Genomic DNA, 20,775 nt, shown 5'->3' on the forward strand with positions numbered 1-20,775 from the left:
ATCTAGGACTCTACCGCGTTCGGGGAGAGCACTTCGAATCCGTGCCGGTGCAGGGCCTCGCGCAGTTCCTCCCGGTCGTCGAGGGCCAGGTTCTGGCCGTTGACCTCCTGCCAGACCTCATGGCCGCGGCCGGCGACGAGGACCGTGTCCCGGGGCGCGGCCAGGGCCACGGCCCGCTCGATGGCCTCCGCCCGGGGGAAGACTTCGATAATGTCGGCCGGCAGTTGCTCCCGTTCGGCCGCGGCGCGTGCGCCGGCCAGCACATCCGCGCGGATGCCGGCGGCGTCCTCGCCGTGCGGGTCGTCGTCGCTGACGATGACGACGTCGGCGAGCCGGGCGGCGATGGCCCCCATCAGCGGGCGCTTGGTCTGATCGCGTTCTCCGGTGGCTCCGAACACCACGATCACGCGTGCCCCGGGTTCGGGGCGGCGCACCGAGGCCAGGGTCCGCTCGAGCGCGTCGGGATTGTGCGCGAAGTCGACGATCGCGGCCGGGTTGCCGCTGAGCACCTGCATCCGGCCGGGAACCTCGACGGTCAGCGGATCCGCCGTGTCGAGCGCCTGCTGGAGCCGCGCCGGAGAGGTGCCGGAGGCCGCCACCATCACCACGGCCAGCGCGGCGTTGGAGATGTTGAACGAGCCGGGCAGCCCGGTGTGCAGCCGCAGCACCACGCCGTCGGGCCCGTGCAGTTCAAACCGGTGCCCCAGGCCGTCACGGACCGGGTTGCGAACGGACCAGTCGGCGCTGCCGCCCTGCGTGGCCAGGGTGGCCACCGGGACTCCGGCCGCCCGGGCCTGGCCGGCGAGCCGGCGGCCCCAGTCGTCGTCGACGCACACGACCGCCCGGCCGGACCGCTCCGGGCTGAACAGGCGGGCCTTGGTCTCGAAGTACTCGTCCATGCTCCCGTGCAGGTCCAGGTGGTCCTGGGTGAGATTGGTGAAGCCGGCCACGTCGAACCGGACGGCATCGACCCGCCGGAAGGAAATGGCATGCGAGGAGACCTCCATGGCCGCCGCGTCCAGCCCGCGTTCGCGCATCAGGGCCAGCAACCCGTGCACCTCGGGCGATTCCGGCGTGGTCAGGGCGCTGGGAATCGGTTCGGAACCGGCCGTGATCTCGATCGTTCCGATCAGTCCGGTGCTGAGGCCCAGCGCCTCCAGCAGGGACTTGATGAAGTAGGTGGTGGTGGTCTTGCCGTTGGTTCCGGTGACGCCAAAGAGCGCCGGCGCCCGGCCGCCCGCGGGCTGGCTGCCGTAGACGGCGGCCGCCAGCGGCCCCACGAGTGCGCGCAGGTCCCGTGACCGCAGCACGGGCAGGCCCGGTGCCAGGCCGGCTGCCCGCCGGGCGCCGTCGTCGTCGGTCAGGATGGCCGCCGCTCCGGCCGCTTCGGCCTGGGCCGCGAAGTCGGCGCCGTGCCGGCGGGCTCCGGGCAGGCCGACATACAAGTCCCCCGGCTCGACGGAACGCGAATCGATGGTGATCCCGGTAAACGCCAGGTCCTCCGACCCCGGGCCGCCCTCCGGCACGGGAAGCCCACGGTGCTGCAGCAGGCTGCTCAGCGCCGCCAGCCGGACCGGCCTGACCGTTTGTGGCCGCAAGGGCGAGGCGGACCGGTGGGGCTGCTCGGCAGTGGAACTCACATATTCTCCAGGTTGGCTCATTCCAGCGGCAGGTCGACCCGTTTGCTGGTGGACGGCGGCACGTCGTAGGCGTTGAGGACCTGCGTCATGACCTTCTTGAACGTCGGTCCGGCCGACAGCGTCAGCACCCCGCCCTGCGGCCGCTGGATGGTCGCCACGACGACGAACTGCGGATCCTCCATCGGGGCGATGCCGGCCATCGAAATGGTGTAGCCGCTGAATCCCCCGTCGGCGGCCGGTGCTTCGGCTGTACCGGTCTTGACCCCGATCCGATACTCCTTAATGTTACCGGGCTTGCCGCTGTGGTACTTCGAGTTGGTTTCCAGCATGTCCTGCACCAGGTTGGCGGTCTTCTTGGAAACTGCCCGGCTGCCCTTCTCGACCGGCACCTCGTGCTCGGTGCCGTTCGGGTCGATGTAGGCGTCGATGAGCCGCGGCTGCATCAGCACCCCGTTGTTGGCGATGGTGCCGAAGGCAACGGCGGTATGGAGGGCCGTCTGGGCGAGGCCCTGGCCGAACAGGACGGTGAATTCCTGCCGCCCGTCCCACGTCCCGGGCTCGGCCAGGAGGCCGGCGGTGGCGCCGTTGATGCCGATGTCGAAGCGCTGGCCGATGCCGAACCTCCGCAGGTAGTCGTAGCGCTGCTGCCGCGTCAGCTGCTGCCCGATCATGGTGGTGCCGGTATTGAGCGACTGCGCGAAGATTCCGGCCGTGGTGCGCGTCAGGGTGCCGTGCGGTGTCGCGTCCTGGAAGGTCTGGCCGTTGACCGTGTACTTGGGCGGGATGGTGTACCGCGTGGCCGGGGTGGTGATGCCCTCTTCGATCGCGGCCGCCATGGTGATCATCTTGGTCGTCGATCCAGGCTCGAAGGCACGGGTCACCGCCATCGACTGCCGTTCGCTGTCCGGAGTGGCGCCCGGGTCGTTGGGATCCACCGTCGTGGAGTCCGCCAGCGCGATCAGGTCGCCGGTCTTGGCATTGAGGACGACGACGGTCCCGTAGTCGGCGCCGTAATCCTGCACGGTCTCGGCGATGACTTCCTGGGCGTACCACTGGATGTCGGTATTAAGGGTCAGGCGCACGCTTTGGCCGTCCACGGCCGGGACTTCTTCATAGGTGCCGACCGGGATGCGGATGCCGTCGGCGCCGATTTCGTAGGTCTTCGAGCCCGGCGTCCCGGAGAGGACGTCGTTCTGCGAGGCCTCGATGCCTTCGAGCGGCACGCCGTCCGACCGCATAAACCCGACCACGGAGCCGGCCACCGCCCCTGCCGGGTAATTGCGGATCGTGGTCGCGCGGGCGGACAGCCCGGGGAAGGCCAGGTCCTCGATCTTCTGCTGGACTTCCGGGGTGACCGATTTGGCCACGTAATTAAAGGGCTTGTCGCCGGTGACCGCTTTGGTGACGGTCTCCACGTCCTGGCCGAGGATGCCCGCCAGCTCGGCAATGGCGTCGGCAATCTTGACGTCCTCGGACTTTTGGCTGATCGGATCGAACCGGGTGTAGTCCTCGACCAGCCGCTGGTCCACCACCACGTCGAACCGCTGCACGCTGCGGGCGAGCACGTTGTTGTTCGCATCCAGGATCTCGCCGCGCAGCGCGGGCAGGTCGACGGTGCGCAGGCGCTTGTCCACTGCTGCCTGGGCCATGCCTGCCGTGTCCAGTCCCTGCAGCTGGAACAAGCGGGCCCCGAGGACAACCAGCAGGATCAGCACCATCGCCAGCCCGGCCCGGAGCCGCCGGGTGGCCCTCGCCGTACGGTCGGGGTGCTGCCGGTCGGCTGTTGGTGCTGCCACTGGTACCTCGTTTGCGTTGCCGGGCGGTTACTGGCCTGTCTGTTGCTTCGGCGCCGGGATGCTCCCGCCGTTCAGCTGCTTTTCGGCTTGTTTCGGTGCCGCGTCCCCTTCTGCAGCGGCTTCGGCAGCGGCAGCAGGTTTCGCCTTTTCCTTCGCCGCCGCGGGGGCGCCGTCCTTCTTCCCGGCTCCATCCTTCGCGGCCGGCTGGTGGACCGGATTTTCCGGCTGGGCCACCAGCAGCTCCGGGGCTGCGCCTGGTTCCGCCGCCTTCGGCTTCCCGGTGACCTTCTGGCTCTCCAGGTTGATGGAGCCGACCGACGGAGACGTTACCATTCCCAATTCTGCCGCCTTCGCGGCCAGATTCTGGGGAGCCTGGTTGTTTTCGAGTTGCTGTGTCAGTTTTTCGTTCGCCTGGGCCAAGGACACCTGCTCGTTGCGCAGCTCCACCAGTTTGTACTGCCCGCTGGAGACCGAGATGTTCAGCATCAGGACGCTGCCGAGTGCGAGCACCAGGACGGTAAAGCAAAACAGGGCGAACGGTACGCGCTTGCGCGTCGGGCTGTTGGGTACGACGGAGAGCGGGGTACGGCGGGGCGCCTGCCGGGGCGCCGCCGCGGGACCCCGGGCCGGCACGGCGCTGCCGTGCACGTACTGATGCTGGTCGGGACGGGCCGCGTGGGCACTGGCACTCATTTTGCGCTCCTGTTCCGGATCCGTTCTACCGCCCGCAGTTTGGCCGAAGCCGCCCGCGGGTTTTCTTCAATCTCTGCCGCCGTCGGCACTTCGGTGCCCTTGGTCAGGGTCTTCAGCTGCGGCTTGTGTTCTTCCAGCTCGACCGGGAACCCGCGGGGTGCGGATGATTTCGAGAGCTGTCCGAAAACGGCCTTGGTGATCTTGTCCTCCAGCGAGTGGTACGACATCACGACGATCCGGCCGCCGAGTGCGAGCACGTCGATGGCGGCCGGCAAGGCCCGCTCGAGCACGTCCAGCTCCTCGTTGACCTCGATCCGCAGTGCCTGGAAGGTGCGTTTCGCCGGATGGCCGCCGGTCCGTGCCGCGGCAGCCGGCACGACCTTGCGGATCGCCTCCACGAGTTGGCCGGTGGTGGTCAACGGGGCTTCGTCGCGGGCTGCCACGATGCTGGAGGCGATGCGTCCGGCGAACTTCTCTTCGCCCCAGCGCCGGATGATGCGCACCAGGTCCGCCTCGGCATACGTGTTGACGATGTCCGCGGCAGTCATCCCCCGGCTGGTGTCCATCCGCATGTCCAGGGGTGCGTCATAGGAATAGGCGAAACCGCGGTCCCGCTCGTCCAGCTGGAGCGAGGAGACGCCCAGGTCGAACAGCGCCCCGTCGATCTGGCCCACCCCGAGGTCGTCAACCGCGTCGGCGATCTCGTCGTACACCGCGTGAACCAGGTCGGTGCGCTCCGCGAAGGGGCGCAGCCGCTCTCCGGCCAGCGCCAGCGCCTGTTCGTCCCGGTCGATTCCGATCAGATGCAGTCGCGGAAAACGCTGCAGCAAGGCCTCCGAATGCCCGCCCATGCCGAGCGTCGCATCGACGACGACCGCGCGGCCTCGTTCGGCCACCGCACGTTCGACGGCCGGGGCGAGCAGGTTGATGCAGCGGTCGCGGAGCACCGGAATGTGGCGCTCCCCTGCCGGCCGCTCGCTGTTCATCCTAAAGCCTTCTTTCCTGCTGGTGTCCGGGACCGGTTGGTCGCTGGAGTCTTTAAGTCCGAAAGTCCTTGAACCAGATCCCCATCCGCGCCTGGCCTGTCCCGCCTGGCTCCGGGGAAGGTGAGCCAGGTTGGACCTGCCGGGCGGCTGGAGATCTCATCCAAGAACGTCCGTGCCGCGTGTGCTGTTTGTCGTCCCGGGGTCAAAAGACTCCGGGCAATACGTCTTCGTCTGTTTCGGAGAAGGCGGTTTCCTGCTCCTGGAGGTAGTCGTCCCAGGCCCGGGCATCCCAGATCTCAGCGCGGGTGCCCGCACCGATGACCGCCAGCTCCCGGTCCAGCCCTGCATAGGTCCGCAGTGCCGGCGGGATGGTGACCCGGCCCTGCTTGTCCGGAACTTCGTCAGAGGCTCCTGACAGAAAGACGCGAATGTAGTCACGGGCCTGGCGGGAAGATATCGGAGCCTTCCGCATCTCCTCGTGAACCCGTTCGAATTCCTTCTGGCTGAAGACGTAGATGCAACGCTCCTGGCCTCTCGTCAGGACGAGTCCATCGGCAAGCTCCTCGCGGAACTTTGCGGGAAGTATCAGGCGCCCCTTCTCGTCGAGCCGCGGCGAATGTGTCCCGAGGAACATCGCCACCGCCCTGCCGATTGGAGGAGACCGTCGCCCCCTGCGTCACCACTACCCTCTTATGTCCTCCACTTTACTCCACATCACGCCACAGTCAACTACTTCCGGCCCCTTTTGTAGCTGGAAATGTTCGGCGCCCTCCGCATGGGGGCGCGGAAGCAGGCGGGTGGAGCAGAGTGGAGGGAAAGTGGAGGACCTTGGGGAACCCCCGGCGGCAGAAATGCCTGTGGAATCGCGTCCAGACCGGCCAAAGCGGCCGTCGCGCCGTGAAATGGGCCGAAACCGGCCTCAACTGGCCCTTAAACACGAAAAGACCCGACGTTTGACGGGTCTTGCCTTCGTGCCTGCCGGCCGCTAGCCGCTGGGTGGGGCCAAGTGGAGGAGCCTCAGCGGCTGCTCCGGCGGCCGGGTCTTATGTCAGCGGTCTTCGCCTTGATGCCGCTCGTCCCACCGCTCCTCAAGGCTGGCCATGAAGCCACCCTTCGATGAGGAAGTCTGCCTGTTGCCGGCCGACCGCGGCGACCCTGCCCCGGCACGGCGCGTGGTGGCCCAGTAGACGCCGGCACCCATGATGACGAATCCCAGGACTCCTACGGCGATGATCTGGCTGAGGATGCCGGTGAGCAGGACCAGGATTCCGGCAATCGCGACGAGCGAGCCCACGACGATGTGGCGCGTCGACAACGATCGGCCGCTGGCCGATTCCATGTGGCTGGCAAACTTCGGGTCATCAGCATGCAACTGCTGCTCCAGTTGTTCCAGCAGCCGCTGTTCATGCTCTGAGAGTGGCATCTGAGCCTCCTTTGTTCCAGTCCCCCAAGGGTGCATAGCGTACAACGAACTCCGCGGGACAAGAGTTCCTGAAACCAACCGGAACCGAATTGACCTCTGCTACTAAGAATAGAGCGCAAAGCCTGCAATCGAAAGCCACGGGGACCCGCCTGTGATCCCACCCGCCCCGATTTCACGCACCCTGGCCCCGGCCCGGCCTGCGGCGGGATTCCGGGCCCCGCTCCGCCGGCTTGCGCGGCCCGGACTTTAGCAGCGAGGCCGGCACGATCCCCGCGCCGCCGAACTTCCGGTTCACCTCGTCCAGGGCCTGTTCGGCGCTGTGCCAGGTGTCCTCGTGGCCGTCGAAGCTCAACTGCTGCCCGCCCCGTCCTGCGTCCTCCAACTGCTCCGCCCGCAACCCGATGAGCCGGACCGCCTGCGGACGCTCGCCGAGGGCCGCCAAAAGCGCCGCCGCTGCGGCCTGCAGCTGCTGGGCGCTGTTCGAGGGCGCCGGCAGCTTCCGTGACCGGTTCAGGGTGGTGAAGTCGGAATATCGGAGTTTCAACGCTATGGTTCCGGCGCGCAGGTTCCCGGCGCGGAGCCTGGCGGCCGTCCGGTAGGCCAGCCGCAGGAGTTCGCGCTCGAGCACCTCGTCGTCGTCGACGTCCTTCTCGAAGGTTTCTTCGGCACCGATGCTTTTCTCCACCCGTTCAGGGGTGACCGCCCGGTCGTCCATCCCCCATGCCAGCCGATGGACGTGGTCGCCGGTGGCTCCCAGGACGCGGTGCAGCGCCGCGGGCGGCGTGTGCGCCACATCGGCAACGGTACGGATGCCGAGGCGGGCCAGGACCTCCCGCGTCTTGGCGCCGACTCCCCAGAGGGCGCCCACCGGCAGGGAATGCAGGAAGTCGACCGTCTCGGCCTCGGGTATGAGCAGCAGGCCGTCCGGCTTGGCGTGTGTGGAGGCTATCTTTGCCACGAACTTGGTCGTGGCGATGCCCACCGTCGCGGTCAGCCCCAACTCGGCCGAGATCCGGCGGCGGATCAGCGCGCCGATCTCCAGCGGCTCGCCCAGCCGCCGGCGGGCACCGGCCACGTCGAGGAAGGCTTCGTCGACGCTGAGGGGTTCCACGTAGGGTGTGATTTCCCGGAAGATCGCCATGATTTCGGCCGACGCCTGCTGGTACTTGCCGTGGCTGGGTTCGATGATGAGCGCCTGCGGGCACAGCATGCGGGCCCGTGCCATCGGCATCGCCGAGCGGACGCCGTATTTGCGGGCCTCGTACGACGCCGAGAGCACCACCGCCCGGCCCGAGGCGGATCCCACGATGACCGGCTGCCCGACGAGCTCCGGCCGCTCCAGCAACTCCACACCCACGAAAAAGGCGTCCATGTCCACGTGGAGAATGGTGCAGTTGTGCTGGTCCGGGGAGGTCACAGCACTATCGTAGGCTCGCCGCCGCCTGCGGTGCCGCCGAAGCTGCGGGCGGGCGGCCCGGCGGCCGGGCGGGATTGTCTAGACTGGCTGCAGACATCAGTACCACCGCGAGGAGCTCCGCCGCATGCTGTACCGCCCTGACGAATCCCTCCCCGCACGGGCAGACCGGAGGTAACGGCATGGAACCCTCAGCGACCACAACGAGCGCCGCGGAGCAGGAAGACTTCCGGCAGGCCGTGGCCGGATTGCTCCGGGAGTTCCTGGCCGGACAGCAGGACCTGCTGCAGGATGCGGCCCCGGACGCGGCCCCGCTGGTGGAGGCCATCACCGACCTCACCGCGGGCGGCAAGCGCCTCCGGGCGTTGTTGGCCTACTGGGGCTGGCGCGGGGCAGGGGGGTCTGAGCTCGCCGGCCAGGCCGTTCAGGCGGGAGTCGCGCTGGAGCTCTTCCAGGCCGCGGCACTGATCCACGACGACATCATCGACCGCTCGGACACCCGGCGGGGCAGCCCGAGCGTGCACCGCCGGTTTGAGCAGCAGCACCGGCTCAACGGCTGGGCGCTGGACGCCGAGCGCTACGGGCAGGCCGCCGCCCTGCTGGCCGGCGACCTCTGCCTGTCCCTCAGCGAAGAAGTCTTTGCCGGCATCGGGGCGGAGTCCGCGTCAGGAACGCCGGCCCGCGCGATTTTTAACCGCATGCGCGCGGAGGTCATGGCCGGGCAGTATCTGGACCTGCTGGAGGAAGCTGCCGGACCGGGCCGCCCGGCCGAAGCCGCCGTGGACCGCGCGCTGCAGATCCTGCGCTACAAGTCGGCCAAGTACTCCACCGTGCATCCCCTGAGCGTGGGCGGTGCGCTGGCCGGCGCTTCGGCCGGACTGCTGGAGGCCTACGAGGCATTCTCGCTGCCCTTGGGCGAGGCCTTCCAAATCCGTGACGACGTGCTGGGCGTGTTCGGCGATCCGGCCACCACCGGCAAGCCGGCCGGGGACGATCTGCGGGAAGGCAAGCGCACGGTCCTGATTGCGCACACGCTCAACCACTGCACGCCGGCCGAACGCACCCTGCTGGAGAGCCGGCTGGGTTCACCGGAGCTCTCCGACGCGGCGGTGGAAGAACTGCGGGACCTGATCACCAGCAGCGGCGCCCTGGCTGCCGCCGAGCAGATGATTTCCGACCGGACCGCCGCGACCGACGCGGCCCTGGCGGCCCTGCCGGTGACGGACGGCGTGCGCCAGGCCCTGGGCATGCTGGCCGACTCAGCGGTGCGCCGCAGCGCCTGAGCCGCGTGCCCGGAGCCGGGCCCCCGGGCCGGGCAGCTGCCGCCGGCTACCGGGCCCCTACCAGCCGAGCGCCTGGGCGCGGCGGCGGATCTCGGTTTTGCGGCCCTCGCGCAGCGCGTCGATAGGCCGGCCGGGCAGCGAATCATCGGCGGTGAAGAGCCAGACCAGGGCTTCCTCGTCGCCGTAGCCGGCGTCGGACAGCACCGCCAAGGTTCCCTTGAGGCTCTCGAGCACGGTCCCTTCGACCAGGAACGCCGCCGGCACCGAACGGATCCTGCGCTCCCCCACGCGGGCCTCCACCAAGGCGCGTTCTTCGAGCAGGGCGTGCACCTTCTTAATGGAGACGTCCAGTTGTACGGCGACGTCGGGAAGGGGCAGCCAGTCGGTAATCAGTTCTTCAAGTTCACTCACCGTATAAGGGTGCCACGGCGGCCCCCGCGGAGCCATTTCCTTTTCGACACGCCGCCTTCATTCTTCATTCTCCGCCGATGGCTTTTGTGTTATGCGTCAATAGTGTAAATTCACTTGAGTAACAGCTTTCACATCGATAACAAACGGCACACCAGTACCACTGTGCGGCCCGTTGGGGGACGCTCGCCAGGCCGCAGAACAAGGATGAGGGACACCAATGACCGATCAGCGCCCGATCACGCGCAACGACCGCAGCCAGCCCCGCCGGGTACTACTGTCCGCGGCAGCAACCGCGGCGATTCCCGCCGTCGTGCTGTCCTCCGCTGCCTTGGCCATTCCGGCCCAGGCAGCCGAGCTGCCGCCGCGCTCGGCGCTGCAGCCCAAGGCGGCGATTCCGGGCGTCACGGTTCCGGCGACCGCTTTCATTCCCGCTTCCCAGGTTGCTGCCCACTTGCCCGCTTCCCTGCGGGCGCAGAATACTCCCGCCGCCCATACGGTGAGGGCCGGCGAGACGATCAGCGGCATCGCAGCCCGGTACGGCCTCTCCACGCAGAAGGTACTGTCGCTGAACGGCCTCAGTGCCAGCACCATCATTCACCCGGGGCAGAAGATCAAGCTGGGCGGCTCGGCCGCCAAGTCCTCCGGCAACGCGGCGAAGCAGTCCTCGTCGGGTTCCGGCAGCTACACCGTCAGGTCCGGCGACACCCTGTCCGGCATCGCCGCCAAGCACGGCATGAGCCTGGGCGCCGTGCTCTCGGCCAACAACCTCAAGATCAGCTCGATCATCTACCCGGGCCAGAAGATCTCGGTCACCGGCGGCACCGCCCAGGTCTCGGCCGCCTCGGCCGCCACCCGGGCGAAACCTTCCACCAAAACCGCCGCCTCTTCCGGCAGCTACACGGTCAAGTCGGGCGACACCCTCTCCGGCATCGCCGCCAAGCACGGCATGAGTCTGGGCACCCTCCTCTCCGCCAACAACCTCAAGATCAGCTCGATCATCTACCCCGGCCAGAAGATCTCAGTCAACGGCGCGGCCAAGGCCTCCAGCGCCTCCGCCCCGGCCGCGCAGGCGAAACCTTCCACCAAGGCGGTCGCCCCCTCCGGCACCGGCAGCTACACGGTCAGGCCGGGCGATACCCTCTCCGGGATTGCCGCCCGCCACGGCATGAGCCTGGGCGCCGTCCTCTCCGCCAACAACCTCAAGGTCACCTCGGTCATCTACCCGGGCCAGAAGATCAAGGTGAGCGGTTCGTCGGTCACCAGCGCGTCGGCGTCGTCCAAGGCACCGGCCAACAGCGCCGCAGCCACCGGCACGGGCAGCTATACGGTCAAGTCCGGCGATACGCTGTCCGGCATCGCCGGCAAGCTCAACGTGACCCTGTCCAGCCTGCTGCAGTCCAGCGGCCTGAAGTCGACCTCGATCATCCACCCGGGCCAGAAGATCAGCGTCCCCGGCGGTGCGCAGACCACGACGTCGAGTGTGGGCACCGCATCGGCCCAGCCGCTGGTGCCCAGCACCTTCCTGCACTACACCTACCCGGCCGCGGTGGTGGGCAAGGCGAACGAGAACAAGCGCCTGCTGCTCTCCACCCCGCAGCCCACCCAGTCCCAGATGAAGGACATCATCGCCGAAACGGCCGCCAAGATGGGCGTGGACCCGCGGCTCGCCCTGGCGCACGCCTACCAGGAATCCGGCTTCCAGCAGGACGCCGTGTCGCCGGCCAACGCGATCGGCGCCATGCAGGTCATTCCGTCCTCGGGCGAGTGGGCCTCGACCCTGGTGGGCCGCAAGCTCAACCTGCTGGATCCGTACGACAACGCAACCGCCGGCGTAGCGATCATCCGCTCCCTGGTGAGCACCAGCCCGTCCCTGGACATCGCGATCGCGTCCTACTACCAGGGCCAGTACGGCGTGATGACGTACGGCATGTACACGGATACGAAGGCCTACGTGGCCGCGGTGAAATCGCACATGAAGAAGTTCTAGCGGCCACCGCCACCGTGGCAAAAGGACCCGAACCGCAGTGTTGATTCGGGTCCTTTCGCTCATCGGACTTAGGATCATAGAGTGCAACCGGCAACTGATTCACTGGTCGGCGCCCTGGTCGACGGGCGCTACCGGGTTGCCTCGCGCCTGGCGCGCGGCGGGATGTCCACCGTTTACCTGGCGTCCGACACCCGGCTGGACCGCAATGTGGCGCTCAAGGTCCTCTATCCCTACCTGGCGGAAGACGCCGGTTTCCTGGAACGGTTCGAACGCGAGGCCAAGTCCGCGGCCCGGCTCTCTCACCCCCACGTGGTGGGCGTCTACGACCAGGGCATCGACGGCAACGTCGCCTACCTCGCGATGGAATACGTGCCCGGACACACGCTGCGGGACCTGCTCGACAAGTCCGCTCCGCTGTCGCCGCGGCATGCCCTGGCTGTCCTTGATCCTGTGATCGAGGGGCTGGCCGCCGCGCACTCCGCCGGTCTGGTGCACCGCGACATCAAGCCGGAGAACGTCCTGATGTCCGACGACGGCCGGGTCAAGCTCGGAGATTTCGGCCTGGCACGCGCCGTGACCACCAGCACCAATACCGGGTCCCTGATCGGGACGGTGGCGTACCTGCCGCCCGAATTGGTCACCGGCACCGCGTCCGATGAACGCAGCGACGTTTACTCGGTGGGCATCATGCTGTTCGAGATGCTGACCGGGCGTCAGCCGTTCACCGGCGACGTGCCGATCCAGGTGGCATTCCAGCACGTCAATTCCACCGTCCCCGCGCCGTCGACCCTGGTTCCCGGGCTGGCTCCCGACCTCGACGAACTGGTGCTGTGGTGCACCGGATCCGATCCGGACCAGCGGCCGGTGGACGCCGCCGCGCTGCTGGGTGAACTGCGGCACGTGCACAAATCGCTCAGTGACGCCCAGCTGGATGCGCGGCCTCCCCGGGCCGAGCCTGCTGGAACATCATCCACCCAGGTCATCCCGTCCGATCCGCACCGCACCACCGTCATTTCCCGCTCCGCAAACCACACCCAGGTGTTCAGGGCCGGCGATGCCGCCGCGGCGGCACCGGCCGGGCAGCAGCGCCCGCTCTCCGCGCGCGATTCCAAGAAGCGCCAGCGGGAACTCGCCCGCCAATCGCGGCGTCCCGAACAGAACCTGCGCCGCGGAAATCCCCGTCGCCGGGGCATCATCTGGATTGTCGTGCTGGCCATCCTGGCCGCCTTGGTCGCAGCCGCAGGGTGGTTCTTCGGCATGGGGCCCGGCGCCATAGTTTCCGTGCCCGACGTTGCCGGCAAGCCGGTGGCGGAGGCCGAGGGCATGCTCCGGGAACAGGGGCTGGAGTACACGCTCGAGGAAGTCTTCGACGAGAACTTGGCCGCGGGGGTAGCCGTCGGCACGGAACCCGATGCGCCCGTCGAAGTCCGCCGCTTCGAGCAGGTGGCCCTCGTGGTATCGAAGGGCCCGGAGCTCTTCGGCGTGCCCGCGTTGACGGGCATGAGCGTGGAGGAGGCCACCGCCGCGCTGGAAGAGGCAGGGCTTGCCGCCGGTGACGTCAAGGAAAAGTACGACGAAGAAGCAGCGGCGGGTACCGTCCTCGGCCACAAACCCGGTGAGGGCGAACAGCTGCGGCGGGGCACCGCCGTCGGGCTCACGGTCTCCAAGGGGCCGAAGCCGTTCAGCGTGCCGCAGGTGGTGGGCCAGCCGCAGTCCGACGCGGCCGCAGCCTTGGAAGGCGCCGGCCTGAAGGTGGAGGTGGCCCCGGAGGCCGTGTTCGACCGCAACGTCCCGGCCGGCTCGGTCGCGGCCCAGACGCCGGCCGAAGGGCAAGTCATCCGCGGTGACACCGTGACGCTGACACTCTCCAAGGGCCCGCGGATGGTCGAGGTCCCGGACACCGTGGGCCGGCAGGTCGACGAGGCGAAGCGTGCGCTGGAGGACCTGGGCTTCGAGGTGAAGGTCAAGGAGTTCCTCGGCGGCTTCTTCGGCACCGTGCGGACGCAGGACCCGGACAGCGGGTCGCTGCCGGAGGGATCGGTCATCACCCTGACCGTGGTGTGACGCCGCCCCGGGCGCGGGCACGAGCCTGAGCCGGCCGGCTGCAACTCACGCCGCCCGCGCCCCTGACGGCCGGAAGGCCCGGAACCTGTTCATCTGGTTCCGGGCCTTCCGTCTCGTCCCGGTCGTGAGGAGCGCGGGACGGCGGGCGTGCGGCGGGCTACCGCTGGCGGGAGAGCGCCCCCGCCACCAGGAACGCCATCTCCAGGGACTGCATGTGGTTCAGCCGCGGATCGCAGACGGACTCGTAGCGGTCCAAAAAGGCGTTCTGATCGATGGGATCGGCGCCGCCCAGGCACTCCGCCACGTCGTCGCCGGTCATTTCCACGTGCAGGCCGCCCGGGAAGGTGCCCAGTTCGTCGTGCACGTCGAAGAAACCGCGCACCTCCTCGATGACGTCGTCGAAGTTCCGGGTCTTGTAGCCGTTGGGCGAGGTAACCGTGTTGCCGTGCATGGGGTCGGTCACCCAGAGCACCTTGGCGCCGCTCTCGGTGACCCGCTTCACGAGCTCCGGCAGTTTCGCCCGGATGTTGCCGGCACCCATGCGCGTGATGAAGGTCAGCCTGCCCGGCTCGCGCTCGGGATCCAGTTTGTCGATCAGCCGCAGGGCGTCATCGGCGGACGTGGTCGGGCCCAGCTTGACGCCGATGGGGTTTCGCACCCGGGACAGGAAGTCCACGTGGGCGCCGTCCAGCTGGCGGGTCCGTTCACCGATCCAGAGGAAATGCCCCGAGGTGTTGTAGGGCAGGCCCGTCCGCGAATCGATGCGGGTCAGCGCGCGCTCGTAGTCCAGCACCAGCGCCTCATGGCTGGCGAAGAACTCGACCCGCTTGAGGGCGTCGAAGTCCGCGCCGCAGGCATCCATGAACTTCACGGCGCGGTCGATTTCGCGTGCCAGTGACTCGTAGCGTGAATGTGCCGGATTGGCCGTGAAGCCCTTGTTCCAGTGGTGCACCAGGCGCAGGTCGGCGAAACCGCCCTGGGTGAAGGCCCGGATCAGGTTCAGGGTGGAAGCTGACGTGTGGTACGCCTGCACCATCCGGCTGGCGTCGTGGGCCCGGGACTCGGGGGTGAAATCAAAGCCGTTGACCATGTCGCCGCGGTACGCCGGCAGGGTCACGCCGTCCCGGGTTTCGTCGTTGGACGAGCGGGGCTTCGCGAACTGTCCGGCCATCCGGCCCATCTTGATCACGGGCAGCGACGCGCCGTAGGTGAGCACCACGGCCATCTGCAGGATGGTCTTGACGCGGGCACTGATCTTGTCGGCGGTGGCTGCGCCGAAGGTTTCGGCGCAATCCCCGCCCTGGAGCAGGAACGCCTTACCGTCGGCGGCCAGGGCCAGACGCTCCCGCAGGACGTCGACTTCCCCGGCAAAGACCAGCGGCGGCAGGGAGTTCAGCTCGGCAACGGAGGACGCGTAGACCGAGGGATCGTGCCAGGTGGGCTGCTGCACCACCGGCAGCTCTCGCCAGTCATCCAGACCGGGATAGTCTGCTGCCGTCGGCAGCTGGTCGGGAACGGAAGAAATGAAGGTTGTATCGGTCACCCTTCAATCGTAGACCTGCGGCTTCTCTGGCTTCACGTGCAGGGGTCATGGGCCGCCACACGGGCGTCACATTCCGACGGGCGTCAGCGCCGGCGCTTCCGGCCGGATCCCGGGACTGCTCCCCCGGCGTCTGAGAGGCCGGCGGCCTCCGGTCCTTCCGCCGCGGCCGCGCCCGCTCCACCGGTGTGCCCGGCAACGCTGTCGGACGCGCCCTCGGGCAGGGCGCCGGAGGGGGTGGCGGCTGCGGCGTGGCCGGCAGCCCGCTCGTCCGCCCCGGGCTGTTCCTGCCCCGGTCCGGCGGCGGCGGGCTCCCGTCCCGATGCGACGGCGGGCTCCCGTCCCGATGCTACGGCGGGCTCAGGCGCCAGGGCGGAGTCCGGCCCGCCGATAACCGTGATGGCCCCGGGCGCTTTGGCCTTCGGAGGTTCCGGCTGCTCCGGCGGCAGGCCGACGGCGGCGTGGCGCTGGTTTTCGGCCTTGGCCGGTTTGCGTGCGGTCAGCCGGGCCTTGACCGTGCTGGCGTACGAATCGACGTATTCCTGGCCGGAGAGCCGCATGATCTCGTACATGATCTCGTCGGTGACCGAACGCTGGATGAACCGGTCGTCTTCCAGCCCCTTGTATCGGGAAAAATCCAACGGCTTGCCGATGATGATGCCCACCCGGCGGATGTTGGGAATGCGCCGACCGATGGGCTGCACCTTGTCCGTGCCGATCATCGCCACCGGGATCACCGGAACCCCGGTGTGCAGCACCAGCTTGGCCACGCCGGTCTTGCCGCGGTACAGCTTCCCATCCGGGGACCGGGTGCCCTCCGGGTAGATGCCCAGCAGGCCGCCGTCCTGCAGCGCGTCCCGTCCCGCCAGCAGGGACGTGGCCGAGGCCGCTCCGCCGGATCGGTCCATGGGAAGCTGGTTGGTCATCCTGAAGAAAGCCGCGGTGAGCTTGCCCTTGACGCCTCTGCCGGTGAAGTACTCGCTCTTGGCCAGGAACACCACGGGCCGGGGCACCGCGAGGGGCAGGAAAATCGAATCGGAGAAGGAAAGGTGGTTGCTGGCGAGGACCGCGGGGCCGCTGTCCGGAATGTTGTCCAGCCCCTTAACCCATGGCCGGAAGAGCAGCCGGACCACCGGTCCTACGACGATGGTCTTCATGAACCAGTAGAACACGTGTGCCTTTCCGTTCCGCCGCCGTTGGCCGCTTACCAATACCGCTTGAGACTCTACTCCAGCTTTGCGCTGCGTGGCTGCGCAGGATGCGGGCGCCGGAACAGGAACCGGCCGGCCATCGATGGCCGAACGGCTCCCATAATGACACGATAGTGCCATGACTTCTGTTGCCGACGGCGTCTTCTCCAGCCCCGGGCACGGCCCGAATTCCCGCGTCGGCGTCGTGCTGCTGCATGGTTTCACCGGCTCACCGCGCAGTATGCGGGGGTGGGCGGAAAGCCTGGCCGATGCCGGCTTCGCGGTGCGGTTGCCGTTGCTGCCCGGGCACGGCACCACGTGGCAGGATCTGGCCACCTTCCGCTGGCAAAGCTGGTACGGGGCGGCCGAGCAGGCCTATGCGGAGCTCGCCCGCGAGCGCAGCCACGTCTTCGTGGCCGGGCTGTCCATGGGCGGAGCGTTGGCGTTGCGGCTGGCCGCGCACCGTCCGGTCTCCGGCGTGCTGCTGGTCAACCCGGGTCTGACCATCGCGGACCGGCGCGCGCCGCTGACGGGCCTGTTGAAGTATGTCCTGCGGTCGGTGCCGGCCATTGGCAACGACATCAACAAGCCGGGCATCGACGAGGGCGCCTACGGACGCACCCCGGTGGCTGCGGCGCACCAGCTGGGCCAGCTTTTCAAGACGGTCGTGGCCGACCTGCCCAGCGTCACTGCTCCCACACTCGTCTTCCGCTCCGCGGTGGACCACACGGTCCCGGAATCTTCCATGCATGTGCTGCGGCGCCGGATCGGCACGGACCGGCTGGAGGTGGTGCCGCTGGCGGACAGCTATCACGTGGCCACCATGGACCACGACGCCGAGCTGATCTACCGCCGGTCGGCCGAATTCATCCAGGCCACTGCGGCCGCGTCTCCGGGGCAGACGGGAGCCACGCATGCCAGGGCATGACCAGGAGCGCGACGACGCCGCCTGGCAGGATCTGGTCGCCCGGCTGGAAGAGACGTACTCCGGGAACGCGGACGGCTTGCCCCCGGAGCGGCCCGCTGCCGGCAACGGCGCCGATCCCCAGCGCCTGCGCGAGATCTTCGAGAACCGCCTGCCGGAGGTCCCGGCGGATGACGCGCTGCCGGGGCCGCGGGATTACACGGTCGCGGAACCGGACGACGACGAGGGCTACGTACCGCCGGAACCCGCCCCGCTGGGCGCCGGCGAGCCGCTGCTGGTGCTGGCGTGGATCGGCGCCGTGGGGGCCCCGCTGGGCCTGCTGTTGACCGCCATGTTCTGGCCCGGGGCACCCTTCACCGCGGTGTTGGCGCTGGTGGCCCTCTTCGTGGCCTCTGCCGCCTACCTGCTCTTCCGCCTGCCGACGGAACGCGACGGGCACGACGACGGGGCGCGCGTCTAAAGCGTGGCCGTGGAATCAGACGGAGGCGCCGCGCGCGAGGTCCGCGGCGCCGATCATTCCCGCCTTCGGTCCCAGGCCTGCCGCCCGCACGTCGGCCACCGGCCGGAATCCGCGGCCCGTGAGGTTGCGCTGCAGCGCATGGCGGGCCGGCTCCAACAGCAGGTCGCCGGCCTCGCAGAGCCCGCCGCCGATCACGAAAAGTCCGGGATCCAGCGCCGCGGCAAGGTTGGCCAGCCCCAGCCCCAGCCACTCGCCGGCCTCTTCCAGCAGCCGGACGCTGGCAGGGTCGGCCCGTTTCGCCTGGTCCGTCACCACGGCGCCGGTGATGTCTTCCACTGCGCCGCCCACGGCCTGCAGCCAGCGCTGCGCCACCGGCGAGTTCGCTGCGGCCAGCTCCCGGGCCTCCCGGCCCAGGGCATTGCCCGAGGCGTATTGCTCCCAGCAGCCGCGGTTTCCACACGCGCAGCGGTGCCCGCCGGGCAGGATGACCTGGTGTCCGAATTCCCCGGCGACACCCCACCGGCCCCGCTCCAGCCGGCCATCCATCACGATGGCTCCGCCGATACCGGTGCCCAAGGTGATGCAGACCAGGCGCCGCTCTCCCGTTCCGGCGCCAAAGCGGAACTCTCCCCAGGCGGCGGCATCGGCGTCGTTGGCCACGGTGACGGGTCGGCCCAGCAGCCGCTCGAGGTTGTCCCGCAGCGGTTCATTCCGCCATGCCAGGTGCGGGCTGAACAGGACCGTCCCGCCGGCAAGGTCCATCCACCCCGCCGCTCCGACTCCCACTGCGGCAATGTCGTGCTCGGCCGCCAACTCCCGCACCATCGCCGAGATGAGGTGTTCCACGTGCCGCGGATTGTTTCCCGGCGTGGGGCGGACCAGCTCCGCCACCACGCGCCCGGTCCGGTCGACGGCCCCGGCCGCCACCTTGGTGCCGCCGATGTCTATGCCCACCGCCAGGGCGCTGTTCTCCACCCCACCATCTTAGGCAGCCGCTCCCGGCGGGCCTGCCGGGCCAGGGAGGGCCCGACCGTTACCGTTTCGTAGGTTACCTGCCGGTATCCGTTGTGATTTAGGTTATAGGCTAAAAGCACCCTCCGTCAGGGAGGCTATATAGAGCTGGCCACAGCTGAGGAAGTGAGGAGCTATCGTGCGCGAATACAGCGTGCCCGTCCTGGTTGACGTTCCGCGGGAGGCCAATATCGCCGGCCTGGTGGTTGAACAGGCGCAGAAGGCATCGAATCCGGCCCTGTTTTCCCGCAAGGACTCGTCCGGGACGTGGCAGGACATCCGTGCCACCGAGTTCCTCGCGGACGTGACCCGGTTGGCCAAGGGGCTGGTCTCCAGCGGCGTGCAGCCGGGCGACCGGGTGGGCATCATGGCCCGCACCCGCTACGAATGGTCCCTGGTGGACTTCGCCATCTGGTTCGCCGGCGCCGTGTCGGTGCCGATTTACGAGACCTCCTCCCCCAGCCAGATCGCCTGGATCCTCGGCGATTCCGGTGCCGTGGGGGTCTTCGTGGAAAGCGCCTCGCATGAAGCGAAGGTGCGCCAGGCCGCCCTTAACGAAGGCTTGGAAGACCTGAAACACGTGTGGCAGCTGGGCGAGGAGTCACTCGACGCGCTCCGCGCCGCCGGCCGGGAGGTGCCCGACGCCACCGTGGAGGAACGCCGTACGGCCGCAGGCCTGGACGACCTCGCCACGATCATCTACACCTCCGGCACCACCGGCCGGCCCAAGGGCTGTGAACTGACCCACGGAAATTTCGTGGAGCTGTCCAAGAACGCCGCGGCGGCGCTGCCGGAAGTGGCCCACGAGGGCGCGCAGACCATTATGTTCCTGCCGCTGGCCCACGTCTTCGCGCGGTTTGTCTCCGTCCTGTGCGTCGCCGCGGGTGCCACCGTGGCGCATACGCCGGACATCAAGAACCTGCTGCCGGATCTGCAAAGCTACCGCCCGACGTTCATCCTGGCTGTCCCGCGGGTGTTCGAGAAGGTCTACAACAACTCCATGCTCAAGGCCGAGGATGCCGGCAAGGGCAAGATCTTCCACGCCGCCGCGGACACGGCCGTCGCCTGGTCCCGGGCGGACGAGGCCGGCAAGGTGCCGCTGATGCTCAAGCTCAAACACAAGCTCTTCGACAAGCTGGTGTACCACAAGATCCGCGAAGCGATGGGCGGCCGGGTCGAGCACGCGGTCTCCGGCGGCGGCCCGCTGGGCGAACGGCTGGGGCACTTCTTCCACGGCATCGGCCTTTTGGTGCTGGAAGGCTACGGCCTGACCGAAACAACGGCCCCGGTGTCGGTTAACACCCCCAAACTGGTCAAGATCGGCTCGGTCGGGGCTCCGCTGCCCGGAAACGCCGTCAAGATCGCCGACGACGGCGAGATCCTCACCAAGGGCGTCTGTGTGCTTCGCGGCTACTTCAACCGTCCCGACCTCTCCTCCGAGGCCTTCGAAGACGGCTGGTTCCGCACCGGCGACATCGGCGAACTGGACGCGGACGGTTTCCTGCGCGTCACCGGCCGGAAGAAGGAAATCATCGTCACGGCCAGTGGCAAAAACGTTGTCCCGGCCCAGCTTGAGGACCAGATCCGCGCCGATGCGCTGGTTTCCCAATGCGTGGTGATCGGCGACAACCGGCCGTTTATCTCCGCGCTCATCACGTTGGACGAGGAGGCCCTGCCCGGCTGGCTGGACCGCCACAACCTGCCGGCCGACACCACCATGGACCAGGCAGCCGACCACGAAGTGGTGAAAGAGGCGATCCAGGCGCTCATCGACCGGGCCAACCAGACCGTCTCCCAGGCGGAAGGGATCAAGTCCTTCCGGATCATCCCGTCCGACTTCACCGAAGCATCGGGGCACCTGACCCCGTCGCTGAAGATCAAGCGGGCGCAGGTGCTGGCCGATTTCGACGACTACGTGGAGCAGATTTACGCCGGCGTGCGCCAGTAGCCTC

Annotated in this window: 16 protein-coding genes and 1 pseudogene; 6 read left to right on the plus strand and 11 right to left on the minus strand. The window is 68.4% G+C overall.

What is annotated here, in order from left to right; all coding sequences use genetic code 11:
• Window positions 1-2 precede the first annotated feature (2 nt).
• From AC5RUP_RS10840 to dinB, 7 genes are all read right to left on the minus strand, one after another.
• Window positions 3-1,661, minus strand: coding sequence for a UDP-N-acetylmuramoyl-L-alanyl-D-glutamate--2,6-diaminopimelate ligase (locus AC5RUP_RS10840; RefSeq protein WP_494131322.1), 1,659 nt, complete (start codon window positions 1,659-1,661; stop codon window positions 3-5).
• Window positions 1,658-3,436 (minus strand): peptidoglycan D,D-transpeptidase FtsI family protein, encoded by a 1,779-nt coding sequence (locus AC5RUP_RS10845; protein ID WP_494154257.1) that lies wholly within the window; start codon window positions 3,434-3,436, stop codon window positions 1,658-1,660. Before AC5RUP_RS10845 ends, AC5RUP_RS10840 begins: the two co-directional genes overlap by 4 nt.
• Window positions 3,437-3,463: 27 nt before the next feature.
• Entirely contained in the window at window positions 3,464-4,129 is a 666-nt protein-coding gene (gene ftsL, locus AC5RUP_RS10850; RefSeq protein WP_494154258.1) for a cell division protein FtsL, read from the minus strand.
• Window positions 4,126-5,115 carry a 16S rRNA (cytosine(1402)-N(4))-methyltransferase RsmH gene (gene rsmH / locus AC5RUP_RS10855; protein ID WP_494154259.1) on the minus strand — a complete coding sequence of 330 codons (990 nt, stop codon included), beginning with the start codon at window positions 5,113-5,115 and terminating at the stop codon, window positions 4,126-4,128. The genes ftsL and rsmH overlap by 4 nt, the downstream gene beginning before the upstream one ends.
• Before the next feature lie 202 nt (window positions 5,116-5,317).
• Window positions 5,318-5,749, minus strand: a complete 432-nt coding sequence (gene mraZ, locus AC5RUP_RS10860; protein ID WP_494067917.1) for a division/cell wall cluster transcriptional repressor MraZ — start codon at window positions 5,747-5,749, stop codon at window positions 5,318-5,320.
• Between the two features lie 414 nt (window positions 5,750-6,163).
• On the minus strand, window positions 6,164-6,538 hold the full coding sequence (locus AC5RUP_RS10865; RefSeq protein ID WP_494154260.1) for an SCO2097 family morphological protein: 375 nt from the start codon (window positions 6,536-6,538) through the stop codon (window positions 6,164-6,166).
• Between the two features lie 172 nt (window positions 6,539-6,710).
• On the minus strand, window positions 6,711-7,910 hold the full coding sequence (dinB, locus tag AC5RUP_RS10870) for a DNA polymerase IV (protein ID WP_494154262.1): 1,200 nt from the start codon (window positions 7,908-7,910) through the stop codon (window positions 6,711-6,713).
• A 224-nt stretch (window positions 7,911-8,134) separates the two neighbouring features.
• Between dinB and AC5RUP_RS10875 the strand changes: the two genes are divergently transcribed.
• A complete protein-coding gene (locus AC5RUP_RS10875) occupies window positions 8,135-9,235 on the plus strand; it encodes a polyprenyl synthetase family protein (protein ID WP_494158542.1) in 1,101 nt (366 codons plus the stop codon).
• A gap of 57 nt (window positions 9,236-9,292) precedes the next feature.
• Here AC5RUP_RS10875 and AC5RUP_RS10880 read toward each other — a convergent pair whose 3' ends face one another.
• Window positions 9,293-9,646 carry an Rv2175c family DNA-binding protein gene (locus AC5RUP_RS10880; RefSeq protein WP_494158543.1) on the minus strand — a complete coding sequence of 118 codons (354 nt, stop codon included), beginning with the start codon at window positions 9,644-9,646 and terminating at the stop codon, window positions 9,293-9,295.
• A gap of 733 nt (window positions 9,647-10,379) precedes the next feature.
• Between AC5RUP_RS10880 and AC5RUP_RS10885 the strand changes: the two genes are divergently transcribed.
• Both AC5RUP_RS10885 and pknB read left to right on the plus strand, forming a co-directional pair.
• Window positions 10,380-11,633 carry a LysM peptidoglycan-binding domain-containing protein gene (locus AC5RUP_RS10885; RefSeq protein WP_494158550.1) on the plus strand — a complete coding sequence of 418 codons (1,254 nt, stop codon included), beginning with the start codon at window positions 10,380-10,382 and terminating at the stop codon, window positions 11,631-11,633.
• A gap of 81 nt (window positions 11,634-11,714) precedes the next feature.
• Window positions 11,715-13,697: a Stk1 family PASTA domain-containing Ser/Thr kinase gene (pknB, locus tag AC5RUP_RS10890; RefSeq protein WP_494154481.1), complete on the plus strand. Its 1,983-nt coding sequence runs from the start codon at window positions 11,715-11,717 to the stop codon at window positions 13,695-13,697.
• Window positions 13,698-13,854: 157 nt separating this feature from the next.
• Here pknB and AC5RUP_RS10895 read toward each other — a convergent pair whose 3' ends face one another.
• Window positions 13,855-15,240, minus strand: a complete 1,386-nt coding sequence (locus tag AC5RUP_RS10895) for a class II 3-deoxy-7-phosphoheptulonate synthase (RefSeq protein WP_494154480.1) — start codon at window positions 15,238-15,240, stop codon at window positions 13,855-13,857.
• A gap of 482 nt (window positions 15,241-15,722) precedes the next feature.
• Window positions 15,723-16,409 (minus strand): annotated as a pseudogene (locus AC5RUP_RS10900) (lysophospholipid acyltransferase family protein); the annotation flags it as partial.
• A 157-nt stretch (window positions 16,410-16,566) separates the two neighbouring features.
• On the opposite strand from AC5RUP_RS10900, the gene AC5RUP_RS10905 reads away from it, so the two are divergent.
• Window positions 16,567-17,355, plus strand: a complete 789-nt coding sequence (locus tag AC5RUP_RS10905; protein ID WP_494131311.1) for an alpha/beta hydrolase — start codon at window positions 16,567-16,569, stop codon at window positions 17,353-17,355.
• Window positions 17,342-17,812 carry a hypothetical protein gene (locus AC5RUP_RS10910; protein WP_494155025.1) on the plus strand — a complete coding sequence of 157 codons (471 nt, stop codon included), beginning with the start codon at window positions 17,342-17,344 and terminating at the stop codon, window positions 17,810-17,812. The genes AC5RUP_RS10905 and AC5RUP_RS10910 overlap by 14 nt, the downstream gene beginning before the upstream one ends.
• A 15-nt stretch (window positions 17,813-17,827) precedes the next feature.
• On the opposite strand, the gene AC5RUP_RS10915 is transcribed toward AC5RUP_RS10910, so the two are convergent.
• Complete coding sequence (locus AC5RUP_RS10915; protein ID WP_494158544.1) at window positions 17,828-18,787, minus strand: ROK family glucokinase; 960 nt, start codon at window positions 18,785-18,787, stop codon at window positions 17,828-17,830.
• 175 nt (window positions 18,788-18,962) lie between these two features.
• Between AC5RUP_RS10915 and AC5RUP_RS10920 the strand changes: the two genes are divergently transcribed.
• Window positions 18,963-20,771, plus strand: a complete 1,809-nt coding sequence (locus AC5RUP_RS10920) for an AMP-dependent synthetase/ligase (protein ID WP_494154767.1) — start codon at window positions 18,963-18,965, stop codon at window positions 20,769-20,771.
• Window positions 20,772-20,775 lie beyond the last annotated feature (4 nt).

The sequence above is a fragment of the Arthrobacter sp. Y3223151 genome (assembly GCF_059091125.1).

Coding starts and splice junctions, on each gene's coding strand:
- rsmH (WP_494154259.1), bottom strand. CDS start 5,115: ATGAACAGCGAGCGGCCGGCAGGGGAGCGCCACATTCCGGTGCTCCGC.
- AC5RUP_RS10885 (WP_494158550.1), top strand. CDS start 10,380: ATGAGCCTGGGCGCCGTGCTCTCGGCCAACAACCTCAAGATCAGCTCG.
- AC5RUP_RS10875 (WP_494158542.1), top strand. CDS start 8,135: ATGGAACCCTCAGCGACCACAACGAGCGCCGCGGAGCAGGAAGACTTC.
- dinB (WP_494154262.1), bottom strand. CDS start 7,910: ATGGACGCCTTTTTCGTGGGTGTGGAGTTGCTGGAGCGGCCGGAGCTC.
- ftsL (WP_494154258.1), bottom strand. CDS start 4,129: ATGAGTGCCAGTGCCCACGCGGCCCGTCCCGACCAGCATCAGTACGTG.
- AC5RUP_RS10865 (WP_494154260.1), bottom strand. CDS start 6,538: ATGCCACTCTCAGAGCATGAACAGCGGCTGCTGGAACAACTGGAGCAG.
- AC5RUP_RS10840 (WP_494131322.1), bottom strand. CDS start 1,661: ATGAGCCAACCTGGAGAATATGTGAGTTCCACTGCCGAGCAGCCCCAC.
- AC5RUP_RS10910 (WP_494155025.1), top strand. CDS start 17,342: ATGCCAGGGCATGACCAGGAGCGCGACGACGCCGCCTGGCAGGATCTG.
- AC5RUP_RS10905 (WP_494131311.1), top strand. CDS start 16,567: ATGACTTCTGTTGCCGACGGCGTCTTCTCCAGCCCCGGGCACGGCCCG.
- mraZ (WP_494067917.1), bottom strand. CDS start 5,749: ATGTTCCTCGGGACACATTCGCCGCGGCTCGACGAGAAGGGGCGCCTG.